The 14,065-nt window shown below is 64.0% G+C and carries 15 protein-coding genes; 13 read left to right on the top strand and 2 right to left on the bottom strand.

Translation table 11 applies throughout. The features are described from left to right. Window positions 1-157 precede the first annotated feature (157 nt). Both AC3A4H_RS18710 and AC3A4H_RS18705 read right to left on the bottom strand, forming a co-directional pair. On the bottom strand, window positions 158-679 hold the full coding sequence (locus AC3A4H_RS18710) for an A24 family peptidase (protein WP_487768113.1): 522 nt from the start codon (window positions 677-679) through the stop codon (window positions 158-160). A 172-nt stretch (window positions 680-851) separates the two neighbouring features. After that, complete coding sequence (locus AC3A4H_RS18705) at window positions 852-1,022, bottom strand: Flp family type IVb pilin (protein ID WP_348779126.1); 171 nt, start codon at window positions 1,020-1,022, stop codon at window positions 852-854. 311 nt (window positions 1,023-1,333) lie between these two features. Between AC3A4H_RS18705 and AC3A4H_RS18700 the strand changes: the two genes are divergently transcribed. From AC3A4H_RS18700 to AC3A4H_RS18640, 13 genes are all read left to right on the top strand, one after another. After that, complete coding sequence (locus tag AC3A4H_RS18700) at window positions 1,334-1,759, top strand: pilus assembly protein N-terminal domain-containing protein (protein ID WP_487768038.1); 426 nt, start codon at window positions 1,334-1,336, stop codon at window positions 1,757-1,759. A 120-nt stretch (window positions 1,760-1,879) separates the two neighbouring features. Next, window positions 1,880-2,464 (top strand): TadE/TadG family type IV pilus assembly protein, encoded by a 585-nt coding sequence (locus tag AC3A4H_RS18695; RefSeq protein ID WP_487768037.1) that lies wholly within the window; start codon window positions 1,880-1,882, stop codon window positions 2,462-2,464. Between the two features lie 63 nt (window positions 2,465-2,527). Further along, window positions 2,528-3,124: a TadE/TadG family type IV pilus assembly protein gene (locus AC3A4H_RS18690; RefSeq protein WP_348779123.1), complete on the top strand. Its 597-nt coding sequence runs from the start codon at window positions 2,528-2,530 to the stop codon at window positions 3,122-3,124. Between the two features lie 109 nt (window positions 3,125-3,233). Continuing rightward, a complete protein-coding gene (locus AC3A4H_RS18685) occupies window positions 3,234-4,475 on the top strand; it encodes a phosphopentomutase (protein ID WP_487768036.1) in 1,242 nt (413 codons plus the stop codon). Beyond that, complete coding sequence (mutM, locus tag AC3A4H_RS18680; protein ID WP_487768035.1) at window positions 4,468-5,358, top strand: bifunctional DNA-formamidopyrimidine glycosylase/DNA-(apurinic or apyrimidinic site) lyase; 891 nt, start codon at window positions 4,468-4,470, stop codon at window positions 5,356-5,358. Before AC3A4H_RS18685 ends, mutM begins: the two co-directional genes overlap by 8 nt. Window positions 5,359-5,413: 55 nt before the next feature. Continuing rightward, on the top strand, window positions 5,414-6,187 hold the full coding sequence (locus tag AC3A4H_RS18675) for an enoyl-CoA hydratase (protein ID WP_487768034.1): 774 nt from the start codon (window positions 5,414-5,416) through the stop codon (window positions 6,185-6,187). 165 nt (window positions 6,188-6,352) lie between these two features. Further along, a complete protein-coding gene (gene rpsT, locus AC3A4H_RS18670; protein WP_348779119.1) occupies window positions 6,353-6,619 on the top strand; it encodes a 30S ribosomal protein S20 in 267 nt (88 codons plus the stop codon). Window positions 6,620-7,513: 894 nt separating this feature from the next. Beyond that, window positions 7,514-8,983 carry a chromosomal replication initiator protein DnaA gene (dnaA, locus tag AC3A4H_RS18665; protein ID WP_487768033.1) on the top strand — a complete coding sequence of 490 codons (1,470 nt, stop codon included), beginning with the start codon at window positions 7,514-7,516 and terminating at the stop codon, window positions 8,981-8,983. Window positions 8,984-9,184: 201 nt separating this feature from the next. Further along, window positions 9,185-10,303 (top strand): DNA polymerase III subunit beta, encoded by a 1,119-nt coding sequence (gene dnaN / locus AC3A4H_RS18660; RefSeq protein ID WP_487768032.1) that lies wholly within the window; start codon window positions 9,185-9,187, stop codon window positions 10,301-10,303. A 40-nt stretch (window positions 10,304-10,343) separates the two neighbouring features. Next, complete coding sequence (recF, locus tag AC3A4H_RS18655) at window positions 10,344-11,486, top strand: DNA replication/repair protein RecF (RefSeq protein ID WP_487768031.1); 1,143 nt, start codon at window positions 10,344-10,346, stop codon at window positions 11,484-11,486. Between the two features lie 31 nt (window positions 11,487-11,517). Continuing rightward, entirely contained in the window at window positions 11,518-12,285 is a 768-nt protein-coding gene (locus AC3A4H_RS18650) for a molybdopterin-synthase adenylyltransferase MoeB (protein ID WP_487768030.1), read from the top strand. A 103-nt stretch (window positions 12,286-12,388) separates the two neighbouring features. Next, complete coding sequence (locus tag AC3A4H_RS18645) at window positions 12,389-13,630, top strand: aconitase X (RefSeq protein ID WP_487768029.1); 1,242 nt, start codon at window positions 12,389-12,391, stop codon at window positions 13,628-13,630. Beyond that, complete coding sequence (locus AC3A4H_RS18640) at window positions 13,627-14,064, top strand: aconitase X swivel domain-containing protein (RefSeq protein ID WP_487768028.1); 438 nt, start codon at window positions 13,627-13,629, stop codon at window positions 14,062-14,064. Before AC3A4H_RS18645 ends, AC3A4H_RS18640 begins: the two co-directional genes overlap by 4 nt. Window position 14,065 lies beyond the last annotated feature (1 nt).

Here is a 14,065-nt window from a genome sequence, read left to right as displayed (position 1 = left end):
CAGTGAGCCAAGGCGGACAATGCTGAACCAATCGTCAAATTAGGGTTAACGCATCCCTTACAGGCGTGATTAATTTAAGGTTAAGGAAGAACTTGGGGTGCGCAACAGCAGATGACGTGCCTTGAGCGGCGATCGTGACTAGGGTCTGTTTCATCGCCTATCTGGCAGCGAGCTGGCCGAGCGCCCACACCATCAAGGGCGAGTCCGGATAGGCCAGCAGTCCGCCAAGCCCCAGCGCGATGCCATAGGGCACCCCTGCCGACTTGTCCGCGAGATTGCGCAGGAAGATGTTTCGGCCCGTGTAGATCGCGATGGCGGAGCCGCGGTAGCTCAATATGGCCAGGGTGAGAAGACCGCCCAGAACGGCCGAAGTCATCAGATATTCAAGCAGATGGAAGTTGAAGCCCATCCACAGCGCCGTCGCCGCAAGCAACTTTGCATCGCCGCCGCCCATTCCGCCCATGGCAAACAGCGCGAAGGTGACGGCCAGCACCAATCCGCCAGCGGCGAAATGCAGGCCATAGGTGGCGAGGTCCATGCCCGTCATCGGCGCCACGACCGCGAAAGTCGCCAGCAGGATGAGCGGCACGCGGTTGGCGATGGTCATCGACAACGTGTCGGAGATGGCCGCAAACAGCATGCAGAAAGGAAACACGACGAAGATCAGCGCTACAAGCATGAGCATCACGCGGAGAAAAGTTGGCACGCCGAGAGCATGCACGCCGTGCATTAAGGATTGATGAGTCCAAAGAATGTCTTGGCGGCGTCACGAAACAAAATGGGCCGCCAGATGGCGACCCATTTTGCAAATCCAGGACACGATTGAATGCAGAAAGCACTCAATCCCGCCGTCAGGCCTTGTTCAACGTCTCGGAAATGTTCTGGAACTTTTGGTTCAGGCTATTTCCGAGGGCACCGGCGCCGGCCATGATGGCGAGTGCGATGAGGGCGGCGATCAGACCGTATTCAATAGCGGTCGCGCCGGATTCGTCCTTTACGAAACGTGCGAAGATGTTGGCCATTCGAGAGCTCCTACTCCACGTGGTTACAGCACTTCCGTCAATTTTTCTGGTGGATTGATCGGATGGACCACACCCTACGTGGGAGCTGTTTCGATCCGCTTAACAAATAGCCTTACCGAAGTATTTCCGCGCACTGGCGTACATTGTAGTTAACCGCAAGCAAAGCAGGCGCAAACACCCGGATCCCGGCATCAGGCCTTGCCCCTCCCCGCGGCTGAGGCGCGGCGGGAAACGGATACAACCTCACTTAACCCTTGGTTCACCAATGCCGTTCATATTCCGTTGAAGACTTTCTTCGGGCGGGGCGTCGTATGGTCAAGGTGCAGTCATCCATCCGCGTCTTTGCGGCAGCGGTCGGGCTTGTGGCTGCGAGCGCACAGGCCATGGCGGGTGCAGGCATCGAGGTGGTTATGAACCAGGCAAAGATCGTGCGGCTGGCGCGACCGGCCGACACCATCGTCGTCGGAAACCCGGCAATCGCCGACGCCTCTGTGCAGGACGCGACGACCATTGTTCTCACGGGCAAGGGTTTTGGAGTAACCAATCTCGTCGTGCTCGACAAAGAAGGCGCGCCGATCGTCGACGAGCAGGTCGTCGTGGCGCGCGATGTAGCCGCGTCGGTCCGCATATACCGGCGCGGGGATGTCCAGACCCTGTCGTGCACGCCATATTGCGAAAGCTCGTACAAGAGTGACGCCGAGAGGTCCTCGGAAGCCGAGATGAGTGCGGCGCGCTAGGCGATCGTTGCGCATCCGTAAACAAACTCTGGGAAATTCTAACGGTCATCCAAACCGGTCCTAAATGGATTTGCGGTAAGTACGATCCGGAACAAGGACTGGGGTCGGCAGGAAGCGTCCATGAACGAGGATCGGAATGCGACTGGAACCGCCCAACCGAGCCGGCGCGGCCTGTTCGGCCGGTTCGCGCGCGACCGCAGCGGTGCGACCGCGATCGAATTCACGATGCTTGCCATTCCTTTTTCGCTGCTCATCTTCGCGATTCTGGAAAGCTGCATCTCCTTCACCGCGCAGCAGATCGTCTCCAATGCGGCCGATGAAGTGGCCCGCCAGTTTCGGACCGGCCAGCTGAGGCCGGACCCGAGCAACCCGGTGCTGCTTGCCTCAAAGGTAAGAGGTCTTGTTTGCGAACGGCTCGAGATAATCGTCTCCAAGGGGTGTCCCGGCCTCGCAATAGACCTTCGCCAGTTCTCCACTTTCGCAGATGCGGCCAACATAAAGACCAAGTTCACTCCCTCCGGCGATCTCGACACGACCGGATTTGGCGTCAATCCCGGCAAGTCGACCACCAAGAACATGCTGCGGGTGTACTACAAATGGCCGGTGGTAACCGACTTCATGCGCGCCTCCATGTCCAATCTCCCCGGCGGCAAGACGCTGCAGTCGGCAACTGCGATCTGGCAAAATGAACCATTCCCGGATTGAGCGGCGCGGCGGGATCGGAAGCGAGCGAACATGTCTGTGAGCGCGGGTGCACGGATGGGACGGATGTCGGTTTTTTTTCGAGACGTCAGGCGCCTCTGGGGCGACAGGAAGGGCATTGCCGCAGTCGAGTTCGCGCTCATCGCGCCGCTGTTGCTGGCGCTGTATTTCGTCACAATGGAATTGTCTCTGGGCATCGAGACCAACCGGAAGGTCGGCCGCATCGGCAGCATGGTCGCCGACCTCATCACGCAGCAGCCGGGAAGCATCAAAAAGGCCGATCTCGAATCGATCATGCAACTCGACCAGGCGCTCATCCAGCCCTACAGCCGTTCCAAGCCGAAGATCGTCGTCACCGCAATCAAGATCACCGATGAGGCGACCCCAAGGGTCCTGGTCGACTGGTCGAGGCAGGTCGCCAACGGGCTGTTCAGCGAGCCATACGCGAAAAATTCGACGACCGCGGTGCCCGAGCAATTGAAGATAAGGAACACATTTGTGATCCGCGTGGAGAGCGGGCTCGACTACCGGCCGCTCATCACCTGGTCGGCCGCGCAAAAATCGCCACTGGGCCTGACGGCCGCCTTCGACCGCATTGCCATGAAGGACACCTACTATCTGCGGCCGCGCATGAGCCCCAACATCACCTGCGGCGACTGCTGAGCGAGCAGCTCAACAGCCTGCCCGCTAAGGCGGGCTGTTTTGCGAATTGCCATCCCGCGCCGCGCCGCATATCTGTTGGGCACTCCCGCAACGAAGAGCCGGAACCCTGATGGCCCGCGCATTCCTGTTTGTTCTCGACTCCTTCGGCATAGGCGGCGCCGGCGACGCGGCGCGCTTCGGCGATGAAGGCTCCGACACCTTCGGCCACATCGCGCAGGCCTGCGCGCTCGGCCGTGCGGACCGCGAGGGCTTGCGCGCCGGCCGGCTGCGCGTGCCCAACATGCTGTCGCTGGGGCTCGGCCGCGCAGCCGCAACGGCGAGCGGCTTCCTGGCGGATAATGGCGCAGCCGGCCTGCTTCCTTCCGCCTTCCACGGCGCGGCAGAGGAGATTTCCAGCGGCAAGGACACCCCCTCCGGCCATTGGGAGATCGCCGCGGTGCCCGCGCCCTTCGACTGGGGCTATTTTCCGCAAACCGTACCGACATTCCCGCCGGACCTGATCGCCGCGCTGGTCGAGCGGGCGGCGCTTCCCGGCATTCTCGGCGACTGCCACGCCTCCGGCACCGAGATCATCGAGAAGCTTGGCGAGGAACACATCCGGACCGGCAAGCCAATCTGCTACACCTCGGCGGATTCGGTGTTCCAGATCGCCGCGCACGAAACCCATTTCGGGCTCGAACGGCTCTACAAACTGTGCCTGATCGCGCGCGAACTGCTCGATCCGCTCAACATCGGCCGTGTCATCGCGCGGCCCTTCGTGGGCGAGACGCAGGTCGACTTCCAGCGCACCGCCAACCGCCGCGACTTTGCCGTGCCGCCGCCGGAGCCGACCTTGCTCGATCGGCTGACGGCGCGCGGCAGCCGGGTCATCGGCATGGGCAAGATCGGTGACATCTTCGCCCATCAGGGCGTGTCGGAAGTGCGCAAGGCGGCCGGCAACATGGAACTGTTGGACGAGACGCTGAAGGCGATGGATGATGCCCGCGACGGCGACCTGGTGTTCGCCAACTTCGTCGATTTCGATACTCTCTACGGCCACCGCCGCGATATTGCCGGCTACGCGGCCGCGCTCGAGGCCTTTGACGCGCGACTGCCCGAGGCGCTTGCCCGGCTGAAGCCCGACGACCTTCTGCTTCTGACCGCCGACCACGGCTGCGACCCATCCTGGAGGGGCAGCGACCACACGCGCGAGCGCGTGCCGATCATGGGCATCGCTCCGGGCCTGCCCGGAGGGGACGTCGGCCTGCGCATGACCTTCGCAGACATCGGCGAAACGGTGGCCCAGCATCTTGGCCTGGAGCCGGGGCGCCATGGCAAATCGTTCCTTCCCGAGGTCGCGAACCATGCCTGAGCTGCCCGAGGTCGAAACCGTCCGGCGCGGGCTGCAGCCCGTCATGGAAGGTGCGCGCATCATGCGCGTCGAGACGCGCCGGCCGGACCTGCGCTTTCCCTTCCCCGAGCGCTTTGCAGAGCGGCTGGAGGGACGCAGGATCGTTTCGCTGGGACGACGCGCGAAATATCTGACGACGCATGTCGAGGACGGTCCGGTGCTGATCTGCCACCTCGGCATGTCCGGCTCCTTCCGCGTGGAGACCGACGATACCGCCGATGCGCCGGGCGACTTCCACCACGCCCGTTCGAAATCCGCCACGCATGACCATGTGGTCTTTCATCTCGCGGCGGCGACGGGCGACGCTGCCCGCATCGTCTTCAACGATCCGCGGCGCTTCGGCTTCATGCTGTTTGCGGAAGGGAACGCCAGCGAACACCCGATGCTGGCCAGCCTGGGCGTGGAGCCGACAGGCAATGAACTCGATGGGAAACTGCTTGCGGAGCTGTTCCGCGGCCGCCGGACGCCCCTGAAGGCCGCTCTGCTGGACCAGCGGCTGATCGCGGGGCTAGGCAACATCTACGTGTCGGAAGCTCTATGGCGGGCCGGCCTGTCGCCGACGCGCGCGGCCGGAACCATAGCCGAAGGCGGCAAGAAGGGAATTGAGGCCTGCGAGCGGCTGGCGACTGCCATCCGGTCGGTCATCGCCGATGCGATCGAGGCCGGCGGCTCCTCGCTGCGAGACTACGTGCACGCCGACGGCTCACTCGGCTATTTCCAGCATGCATTCTCGGTCTACGACCGCGAAGGCGAGGCCTGCCGCAAGCCGGGCTGCAAGGGGCATGTCGAGCGCATCGTGCAGAGCGGCAGGTCGACCTTTCATTGCGCGGCCTGCCAGCGCTAGCAAAGCCAAGATTGGACAAGGCGGCACGGGCCGCCGGAAACAGGAGGGTTGCCGGATGACCTATCAGACGCTCATCGTCGAAACACGGGGCAAGGTGGGGCTGATTACGCTCAATCGGCCAAAGGCGCTCAACGCGCTCAATTCGGAAGTGCTGGGCGAACTGCTCGATGCTTGCCAGAAGTTCGACGCCGACCCGCAGATCGGCGCCATGGTGCTGACCGGCTCGGAGAAGGCGTTTGCCGCCGGTGCCGACATCAAGGAGATGCAGGCCAAGACCTACATCGACATGTATCTGGAAGACCTCTTCTCCGGCTGGGAAACCTTCACGCGCGTGCGCAAGCCGGTGATCGCGGCGGTGGCCGGATACGCGCTTGGCGGCGGCTGCGAGCTCGCCATGATGTGCGATTTCATCATCGCCGCCGACACCGCCAAATTCGGCCAGCCTGAGATCACGCTGGGCGTCATGCCCGGCATGGGCGGCTCGCAGCGGCTGACACGATTTGTCGGCAAGTCCAAGGCCATGGACATGTGCCTGACCGGAAGGATGATGGACGCGGCCGAGGCCGAGCGCAGCGGCCTGGTCTCGCGCGTGGTGCCGGCGGGCGAGCTTCTGGAAGAGGCGCTGAAGGCTGCGGAAAAGATCGCCGACTTCTCCCTGCCCTCGGTGATGATGGTGAAGGAGGCGGTCAACCGCTCCTACGAAACGACGCTTGCGGAGGGGCTGCGCTTCGAACGCCGCGTGTTCCACTCCATGTTCGCCCTTGAAGACCAGAAGGAGGGCATGGCCGCGTTTTCGGAAAAGCGACCGGCCAACTTCAAGAACCGCTGATGTTGGCGGCAGACGATCTGGCGATTGCGGCCGAAACGGCGTTGACGGGCGCACAAAGCTGCACTATAAGCCGGCACCAACTGAGGCGGCCTGTGGCTGCCTGTTTGTTTTTGCGTCCTGAAGCTGTTTTCAACCGGACGCCATCATTGAACAGAGAGAGGCACCATGGCCAATACACCCTCGGCCAAGAAGGCAACGCGCAAGATCGCCCGCCGCGCCGCGATTAACAAGAACCGTCGTTCGCGCGTCCGCACCTATGTCCGCAAGGTCGAAGAGGCCCTGGCCTCCGGCGACAAGGCGGCAGCCGAAGCCGCCTTCCTGGCAGCTCAGCCGGAACTGATGCGCGCTGCCACCAAGGGCGTGCTGCACAAGAACACCGCGTCCCGCAAGGTTTCGCGCCTTGCCCATCGCGTGAAGACACTGTCGGCGTAAGTCGACAGCGCACTGCAAGCAATTCAAGAAAAACCCGGCCGCGAGGCCGGGTTTTTTCGTTTCCGAAGACCATACGCTCGTCGATACACTCGAGGCATCAGGCCGAATTCGAGTATTACTTTGCCGGCATAGACTCGGGACCTCGCCGCAGATCGCCCGCGCGGGACTCGCGTGCAAAACTGCACAGGCGAAAATGACGAAGCTTATCAGCCGCTTACAGAACTTTATCCACAGCTTGTCCATATGTGCCGGGTGCGGCTTCGCGCAACGAGATGTCAAGAAGATTTTTTAAAATAATTTCCTCTTGGCCGTTCGGTTTCCTGCCACATTGAAAAGAGATTGAATCGTAAGACTTTTGTCGATTCTGCCCTCCTCCTGAAAGTCAGAGTCAAGCCTTTCGCCGCCCAGATTCATTAAAAATGGGTTAGGTGTGAGCTTGCCCTTTCCACAACGTTTTTTGTAGTGTCTAGCCATTGAAGGGGCGGGCCGACGGCCTGGGAACCTAGCCTGAAATCAAGGGGTGTTGGCAGCGGATTCATTTTCGCGCGCACGCTAGGTTTTGCCTTTTCAATGTGAATGGCGAGTGGGGTAACGACTAAAATCGTAAGGAGAAGCGCGTTCTGGCGAGTTTCGCCGGAAAGACTGGTTTTGCCGCGTTCATCAGGCGGCACCGCAGCTTTTGACTGCGGACTGGAGGATTAACGGTGCCCGTTGCCGAGTAGCGGTGGCGGCGTTTGAGAGTAGAAGGGCTGCCGACGAGGCGGAGGCAAGATTATGCATCCGCGGTGGCCCGGTGCAGGTACAAAGACGAGGATTGCGACTATGCATAGTGGCATCGACAAGAAAGCCAAATCTGACTTTCTTTTTCCAGTAAATCTGATCAAGGGGAACGACATGGCTGCGGCCAATGGCGCGGAACAGACATTCGACCGGGTCAAGGCGCAGTTGAAGGCTCGTCTCGGCAGCGAGGTCTACTCAAGCTGGTTCGGCCGCATCAAGCTGGCGGAAGCGTCGAAGGGCCTGGTGCGGATTTCGGTTCCCACCGCGTTTCTGCGTTCGTGGATCAACAGCCATTATCTCGACCTCATCTCCGAGCTGTGGAAGCAGGAAGATGCCGAGGTCCTGAAGGTCGAAATCGTTGTGCGCACGGCGACCCGGCTCGCCCCTGTGGCCGAAGAGGTCGAGAAGGTCCAGCGCAGCAAGACCACCAGGCAGACCCACACGGCCCTTTCCACCGGCACGGCGCCCAGCGTCGGCGTGGAGCGCGTTGCCCCGGCCGCGCAGAGCCCGGCGAGCAGCGACCAGCGGCAGAACGTGCTCGGCTCGCCGCTCGATGCACGCTACACCTTCGAGTCCTTCGTGGACGGGCCGTCGAACCGGGTTGCCTTCGCAGCCGCGCGTGCGGTTGCGGAATCGGCACAGAGCGCCGTTCGCTTCAACCCGCTGTTCATCCACGCCACCGTCGGCCTCGGCAAGACTCACCTGCTGCAGGCCATCGCGGCGGAATCGCTGAAGCAGAACCCGCAGTCGCGCGTCGTCTATCTGACCGCCGAGTACTTCATGTGGCGCTTCGCGACGGCCATTCGCGACAACAACGCGCTGAGCCTGAAGGAACAGCTGCGCGACATCGACCTCCTGATCATCGACGACATGCAGTTCCTGCAGGGCAAGTCGATCCAGCACGAGTTCTGCCACCTCATCAACATGCTGCTGGACAGCGCCAAGCAGGTGGTTGTGGCCGCAGACAGGCCGCCATCCGAGCTGGAATCGCTCGAGCCGCGCGTCCGCTCGCGCCTGAATGGCGGCGTGGCGCTGGAAATGCAGGCGCCCGACTTCGGCATGCGCATGAGCATGTTGAAGACGCGCCTGGAAAGCGCCCAGGCCGAAGATCCCAGCCTGCACATCGACGACGAGATCCTCTCGCACATCGCGCGCACGGTGACCGGAAGCGGCCGCGAGCTTGAAGGCGCCTTCAACCAGCTGCTCTTCCGCCAGTCGTTCGAGCCCCAGCTCGACATCGAGCGCATCGACGAGATTCTGGGCCATATCTACCGCTCCGGCGAGCCGAAGCGGGTGCGCATCGAGGACATCCAGCGCATCGTTGCCCGGCACTACAACGTGTCGAAGACGGAGCTTCTGTCCAACCGCCGCACGCGCACCATCGTCAAGCCGCGCCAGATCGCCATGTACCTTGCCAAGGTCATGACCCCGCGTTCGCTGCCGGAAATCGGGCGGCGTTTCGGTGGCCGCGACCACACCACGGTGCTGCATGCCGTGCGCAAGATCGAGGGCCTTTCGGGCGCAGACAACACGCTGGCCCAGGAACTCGAGCTTCTGCGCCGGCTGATCACCGACCAGGCCTGAGCGACAGCAAGGCGCATCCGCGGCAGGTGCAATCCTGCCGCAGCTTGTTCCCAAAAAGCCCGCGACTGCGTTTGAGCAGCACCGCGGGCTTGCCTTTTGCCGTCTTTTCCTGTCAGTTTGCCCCATTCCGACCCTAGCGGGCCTTGCGCGGGTGGCGAGCCCGGCACCCCCGCTTCTTCATTCAAGCGAGCTTGTTTCGTCATGCGTGTTATCCTGGAACGCTCAAATCTTCTGAAGTCCTTGAACCACGTCCATCGCGTGGTGGAGCGGCGCAACACGATCCCGATCCTGTCCAACGTGCTGCTGCACGCCGACGGCGCAAGCCTGGAAATGAAGGCGACCGACCTCGACCTGGAAGTGACGGAAGCGACCGCGGCGACGGTGGAGCAGGCTGGCGCGACGACGGTGCCTGCGCACCTCCTCTACGATATCGTGCGCAAGCTGCCCGACGGTGCCGAGGTGATGCTGAAGACCGACGAAGACGGCAACGCCATGTCGGTGATCTCTGGCCGCTCGAGCTTCCGCCTGCAGTGCCTGCCGCAGTCCGACTTCCCCGAGCTCTCGGCCGGCCAGTTCACCCACGTCTTCCGGCTCGAATCGGCCGCCATGAAGGCGCTGATCGAGAAGACCCAGTTCGCGATCTCCACCGAGGAGACGCGCTATTACCTCAACGGCATCTTCCTGCATACGGTGGAGGTCGGCGGCAAGCTGAAGCTGCGCTCGGTGGCCACCGACGGCCACCGCCTCGCCCGCGCCGAAATGGACGCGCCGGCGGGCTCGGAAGGCATGCCGGGCATCATCATCCCGCGCAAGACGGTGAGCGAGTTGCAGAAGCTGGTCGACGTCCCGGATGTGGTCGTCACCACCGAGCTGTCCGACACCAAGATCCGCTTCACCATCGGCAGCGTGGTCCTGACCTCGAAGCTGATCGACGGCACCTTCCCCGACTATCAGCGCGTGATCCCGACCGGCAACGACAAGCAGCTCATCATCGACCGTGAGAGCTTTGCCCGCGCGGTCGACCGCGTCTCGACCATCTCGTCTGAGCGCGGCCGCGCGGTGAAGCTGTCGATTTCGGACGGACAGGTGACGCTGGCTGTCAACAACCCGGATTCGGGCAGCGCCATCGAAGAGATCGCGGCCGACTATTCGTCCGACCCGATCGAAATCGGCTTCAACGCGAAATACCTGCTCGACGTGGCTGCGCAGCTTTCCGGCAGTGAGGCGAAGTTCCTGCTGGCCGACCCCGGCTCGCCGACGCTGATCCGCGACACGGCCGACGACCACGCGCTCTACGTGCTCATGCCGATGCGCGTCTAGGCTTCAGGCACTCGAACAGGTCGATGAACGGTAGGCGGACGTGGCGTCGACGCACATCAGTAGGCTTACGCTTACAAACTTCCGCAACTACCAGAGCCTGTCGCTGGACCTTCAGCCGGGCGCCGTCGTCTTCACTGGCGACAACGGCGCCGGCAAGACCAACCTTTTGGAAGCCATCTCCTTCCTGACCCCGGGCCGCGGCCTGCGGCGTGCGCCCTATGGCGATGTCGCCCGCGAGGGCAGCGCCGGCGGCTTCACCGTACATGCCCGCATCGAGGGCGAATTCGGCGACGTCGAGATCGGCACCGGCACGACGGGTAGCGAAGTGCCCGGCGAAGGCGGGCGGCGCGTGCGCATCAATGGCGCCAATGCCAAATCGGCCGACGAGATGCTCGACTGGCTGCGCGTGGTCTGGCTGACGCCGGCGATGGACACGCTGTTCACCGGACCGGCGGGGGATCGCCGCCGCTTCCTCGACCGTCTCGTGCTGGCGATCGACCCCAGCCATGGCCAGCGCGCGCTTGATTACGAAAAGGCGATGCGCGGCCGCAACCGGCTTCTGGCCGAGGAATCGCGAGACCGGCACTGGTTCGAGGCGATCGAGACGCAGATGGCCGAGACCGGCGTGGCGATCGCCGCCGCGCGCGCCGAAATGGTTCGGCTGCTGGCGGCGATGATCGAGAAGCTGCCGGCCACCGGCCCCTTCCCGCAGGCCGACCTCGCGCTTTCCGGAACGCTGGAGAGCCAGATCGGCCAGCTGCCCGCCGTCGAGATCGAAGAAACTTTCCGGCGCGCGCTTGCCGAGGGCCGCGACCGCGACCGCGCAGCCGGCCGCACGCTGGAGGGACCGCATCGCAGCGACCTCATCGTCCGCCATCGGCCGAAGGCCATGCCGGCGGAACTGTGCTCCACCGGCGAGCAGAAGGCGCTTCTGGTCGGCATCGTGGTCTCGCATGCGCGGCTTTGCGGCGAGATGTCGGGCACGGTGCCAATCATGCTGCTGGACGAAATCGCGGCCCATCTCGATGCCGGGCGCCGGGCCGCCCTGTTCGCGATTCTCGAAGAGCTTGGCTGCCAGGCCTTCATGACCGGCACCGAGCCCTCGCTGTTTTCGAGCCTGCGCGGCAAGGCGCAGTTCCTCACCGTCGACCACGGCTCGGTTCGACCCACCGAAGACGCCTGACAAGACAAGGCGGCACCGATATGATCGCGGCATGAACGCCCCCGCTGCCCCCCTCACCCCGGACGAACTCCAGCGCTATGCGCGCCACATCGTGCTGCCCGAAATCGGCGGCGCCGGCCAGCAGAAGCTGAAGCGCGCGCGTGTGCTGGTCATCGGTGCCGGCGGGCTCGGCGCGCCGGTGCTGCAATATCTTGCGGCGGCCGGAGTCGGCACGCTGGGCATCGTCGACGACGACACGGTTTCCTTGTCCAACCTGCAACGGCAGGTGATCCACGACACTGAGTCGGTCGGCCAGTCCAAGCTCGAGAGCGCCAAGGCCGCGCTCGCCCGGATCAACCCCAACACGGGGGTCGAATTGCACGAGATGCGCCTGACCGACGAGAATGCCCGGGCGCTGGTGGCGCAATACGACCTCGTCGTCGACGGCTCCGACAATTTTGCCACGCGCTACGCCGTTGCGGACGCCTGCGCAGTCGCTGGGCGGCCACTTGTGCATGCCGCTGTCGGCCGCTTCGACGGCTCGGTGACGGTGCTGAAGCCGTTCGAGGCCGGGGCGGACGGGACGTCGAACCCGGGCTATCGCGATCTCTTCCCCGAGCCGCCCCCAGCGGGGCTCGTGCCTTCCTGCGCCGAGGCCGGCATCGTCGGTGCGCTCACTGGCGTGATCGGCACTCTGCAGGCCATGGAAGCGATCAAGCTGATTACCGGCATCGGCGAGCCGCTGGTGGGCCGGCTGCTGCTCTACGATGCGCTGGCAGCCCGCTTCGACACTGTGCGTTACCGGAAGCGGACGAAATGAGGCTTGGACCTCGCATTTTGCCAGCGGAGCTTCGGAAAGTGGCACCCGGCGAAAAGATCCGCTACGCCCTGATGCTTCCCACAACCAGTCAAAAGGTGCTCGCGTGAGTCTTGAACTCACAGCCGAGGAACGCTCCATCGCCGCCGGCAGCGACGGCAAGGCCATGGCCATGCGCATCGTGGCCGACAGCGCGCGTCTGCTCGGCGCGCCCCGACTGATCCCGATCGCATCCGCCCATATCGACGGCGCGCTCTATCATGGCGATTCGGGCACGCTGTTCGCAGAAAAGCTCGTGGAGGGTGGCGCCCGCGTTGCCGTGCGCTCGACGCTGAATGTCGGCGCGCTCGATCTCACCGGCTGCTCGCGCGTGCGGCTGGAAGAGCCGGCGCGCGGCATGGCGCGGCGGATGATGGAGGCTTACCGCAAGCTCGGTTGCGAGCAAAGCTGGACCTGCGCGCCCTACCAGGCCGGCCACCGGCCGGCCCCCGGCACGGACGTCGCCTGGGGCGAATCGAACGCCGTGGTCTTCTGCAATTCGGTACTGGGCGCACGCACCAACCGCTATGGCGACTTCCTCGACATCGCCTGCGCGATCAGCGGCCGCGCGCCCCACTACGGCCTGCACCGGCCAGAGAATCGGCGCCCGACACTGGTCTTCGACATTTCCGCCCTGCCCGCCGCATTCCTGGCGTCTGAAACGGCCTGGCCGGTGCTCGGCAGTCTCTATGGCCGCGAAGTGGGCAACAACATCGGCGTCGTCGTCGGCGTGAGAAATCATCCCGGCGAGGATGCGCTGAAGGCTTTTGGCGCGGCGGCGGCTTCGTCGGGCGCGGTCGGCCTGTTCCACATCGCCGGCGTCACGCCGGAGGCGGCCTGCTTTGCCGATATCGAGCTTCAGACGAAGATTCGCGTGACGCCGGACATGGTGGCCGATGCGCGCAGGCGGCTCTCCACGGCCGAGAGAACCGACCGCATTGATGCGGTGGCCATCGGCAGCCCGCATCTGTCGCTGGACGAGTTCGACGCGTTGGAACGGTTGCTCGCGGGCCGGCGGCTCGCCGTGCCGATCTATGCCTGCACCGGGCGGCATGTGCTGTCGGCCCTGGAGCAAGACGGCAGCCGTGAGGCCCTGGAGGCCTGTGGCGTCGTCATCGTCGCCGACACCTGCGTGGTCGTCACGCCGATCCTCGCCGACAGGCGCGACGGCGTGCTGATGACCAATTCCGGCAAGTTCGCGCAATATGCGCCGGGCAACACGGGCTATGGCGTGCTCTACGGCTCGCTGGCCGACTGCGTGGAAAGCGCGGTTGCCGGCAAGCCTTCATTTGCGGAGCTTGGCCGATGAGCGGCCTTCGCGGCGAAGTCCTGGTGCCGGGTGCGGGCGGCGCCGGCGAAGCGCTGGTGTTGACCGCACCGATCTCCTTCTGGGGCGGGGTGGACCCGAAGACGGGCCGGATCGCCGATGTTCGCCACCCGCAACATGGTGCGCGCATGGCCGGCCGCGTGCTGTTCCTGCCGGGCACCATCGGCTCGTCCTCGGCATCTGCCGTGCTGATGGAGTTGGCGCACAACGGCAATGCCCCGGCCGCGCTGGTGTTGCACGAGCCCGACGCGATCCTGTTGCTGGGCCTGATCGTGGCCCGTGAAATGGGGTGGCCGACGCCGGTGGCCGCGAGGCTGGACCGCCAGCATTTTGCTGACTTCGCAGGTCGCAGGGTGAAGGTGAGCGCTGAAGGCGAGATCACGTCGCCCGACCGCGGTTCGCAAGACGCAGCCTGAG

Source organism: Pseudaminobacter sp. Soil_N_29 (assembly GCF_057656055.1).
Note: the sequence above shows the minus strand (reverse complement) of the source record. Positions and strands in the feature narration are given on the sequence as shown.

Excerpts from the sequence above, each read along its gene's own strand:
- AC3A4H_RS18700 (WP_487768038.1), top strand. The coding sequence starts at position 1,334 with ATGGTCAAGGTGCAGTCATCCATCCGCGTCTTTGCGGCAGCGGTCGGG.
- AC3A4H_RS18650 (WP_487768030.1), top strand. The coding sequence starts at position 11,518 with ATGAACGCCCCCGCTGCCCCCCTCACCCCGGACGAACTCCAGCGCTAT.
- dnaN (WP_487768032.1), top strand. The coding sequence starts at position 9,185 with ATGCGTGTTATCCTGGAACGCTCAAATCTTCTGAAGTCCTTGAACCAC.
- AC3A4H_RS18690 (WP_348779123.1), top strand. The coding sequence starts at position 2,528 with ATGTCGGTTTTTTTTCGAGACGTCAGGCGCCTCTGGGGCGACAGGAAG.
- AC3A4H_RS18640 (WP_487768028.1), top strand. The coding sequence starts at position 13,627 with ATGAGCGGCCTTCGCGGCGAAGTCCTGGTGCCGGGTGCGGGCGGCGCC.
- AC3A4H_RS18710 (WP_487768113.1), bottom strand. The coding sequence starts at position 679 with ATGCTTGTAGCGCTGATCTTCGTCGTGTTTCCTTTCTGCATGCTGTTT.
- AC3A4H_RS18695 (WP_487768037.1), top strand. The coding sequence starts at position 1,880 with ATGAACGAGGATCGGAATGCGACTGGAACCGCCCAACCGAGCCGGCGC.
- dnaA (WP_487768033.1), top strand. The coding sequence starts at position 7,514 with ATGGCTGCGGCCAATGGCGCGGAACAGACATTCGACCGGGTCAAGGCG.
- AC3A4H_RS18675 (WP_487768034.1), top strand. The coding sequence starts at position 5,414 with ATGACCTATCAGACGCTCATCGTCGAAACACGGGGCAAGGTGGGGCTG.
- mutM (WP_487768035.1), top strand. The coding sequence starts at position 4,468 with ATGCCTGAGCTGCCCGAGGTCGAAACCGTCCGGCGCGGGCTGCAGCCC.
- rpsT (WP_348779119.1), top strand. The coding sequence starts at position 6,353 with ATGGCCAATACACCCTCGGCCAAGAAGGCAACGCGCAAGATCGCCCGC.
- AC3A4H_RS18705 (WP_348779126.1), bottom strand. The coding sequence starts at position 1,022 with ATGGCCAACATCTTCGCACGTTTCGTAAAGGACGAATCCGGCGCGACC.
- AC3A4H_RS18685 (WP_487768036.1), top strand. The coding sequence starts at position 3,234 with ATGGCCCGCGCATTCCTGTTTGTTCTCGACTCCTTCGGCATAGGCGGC.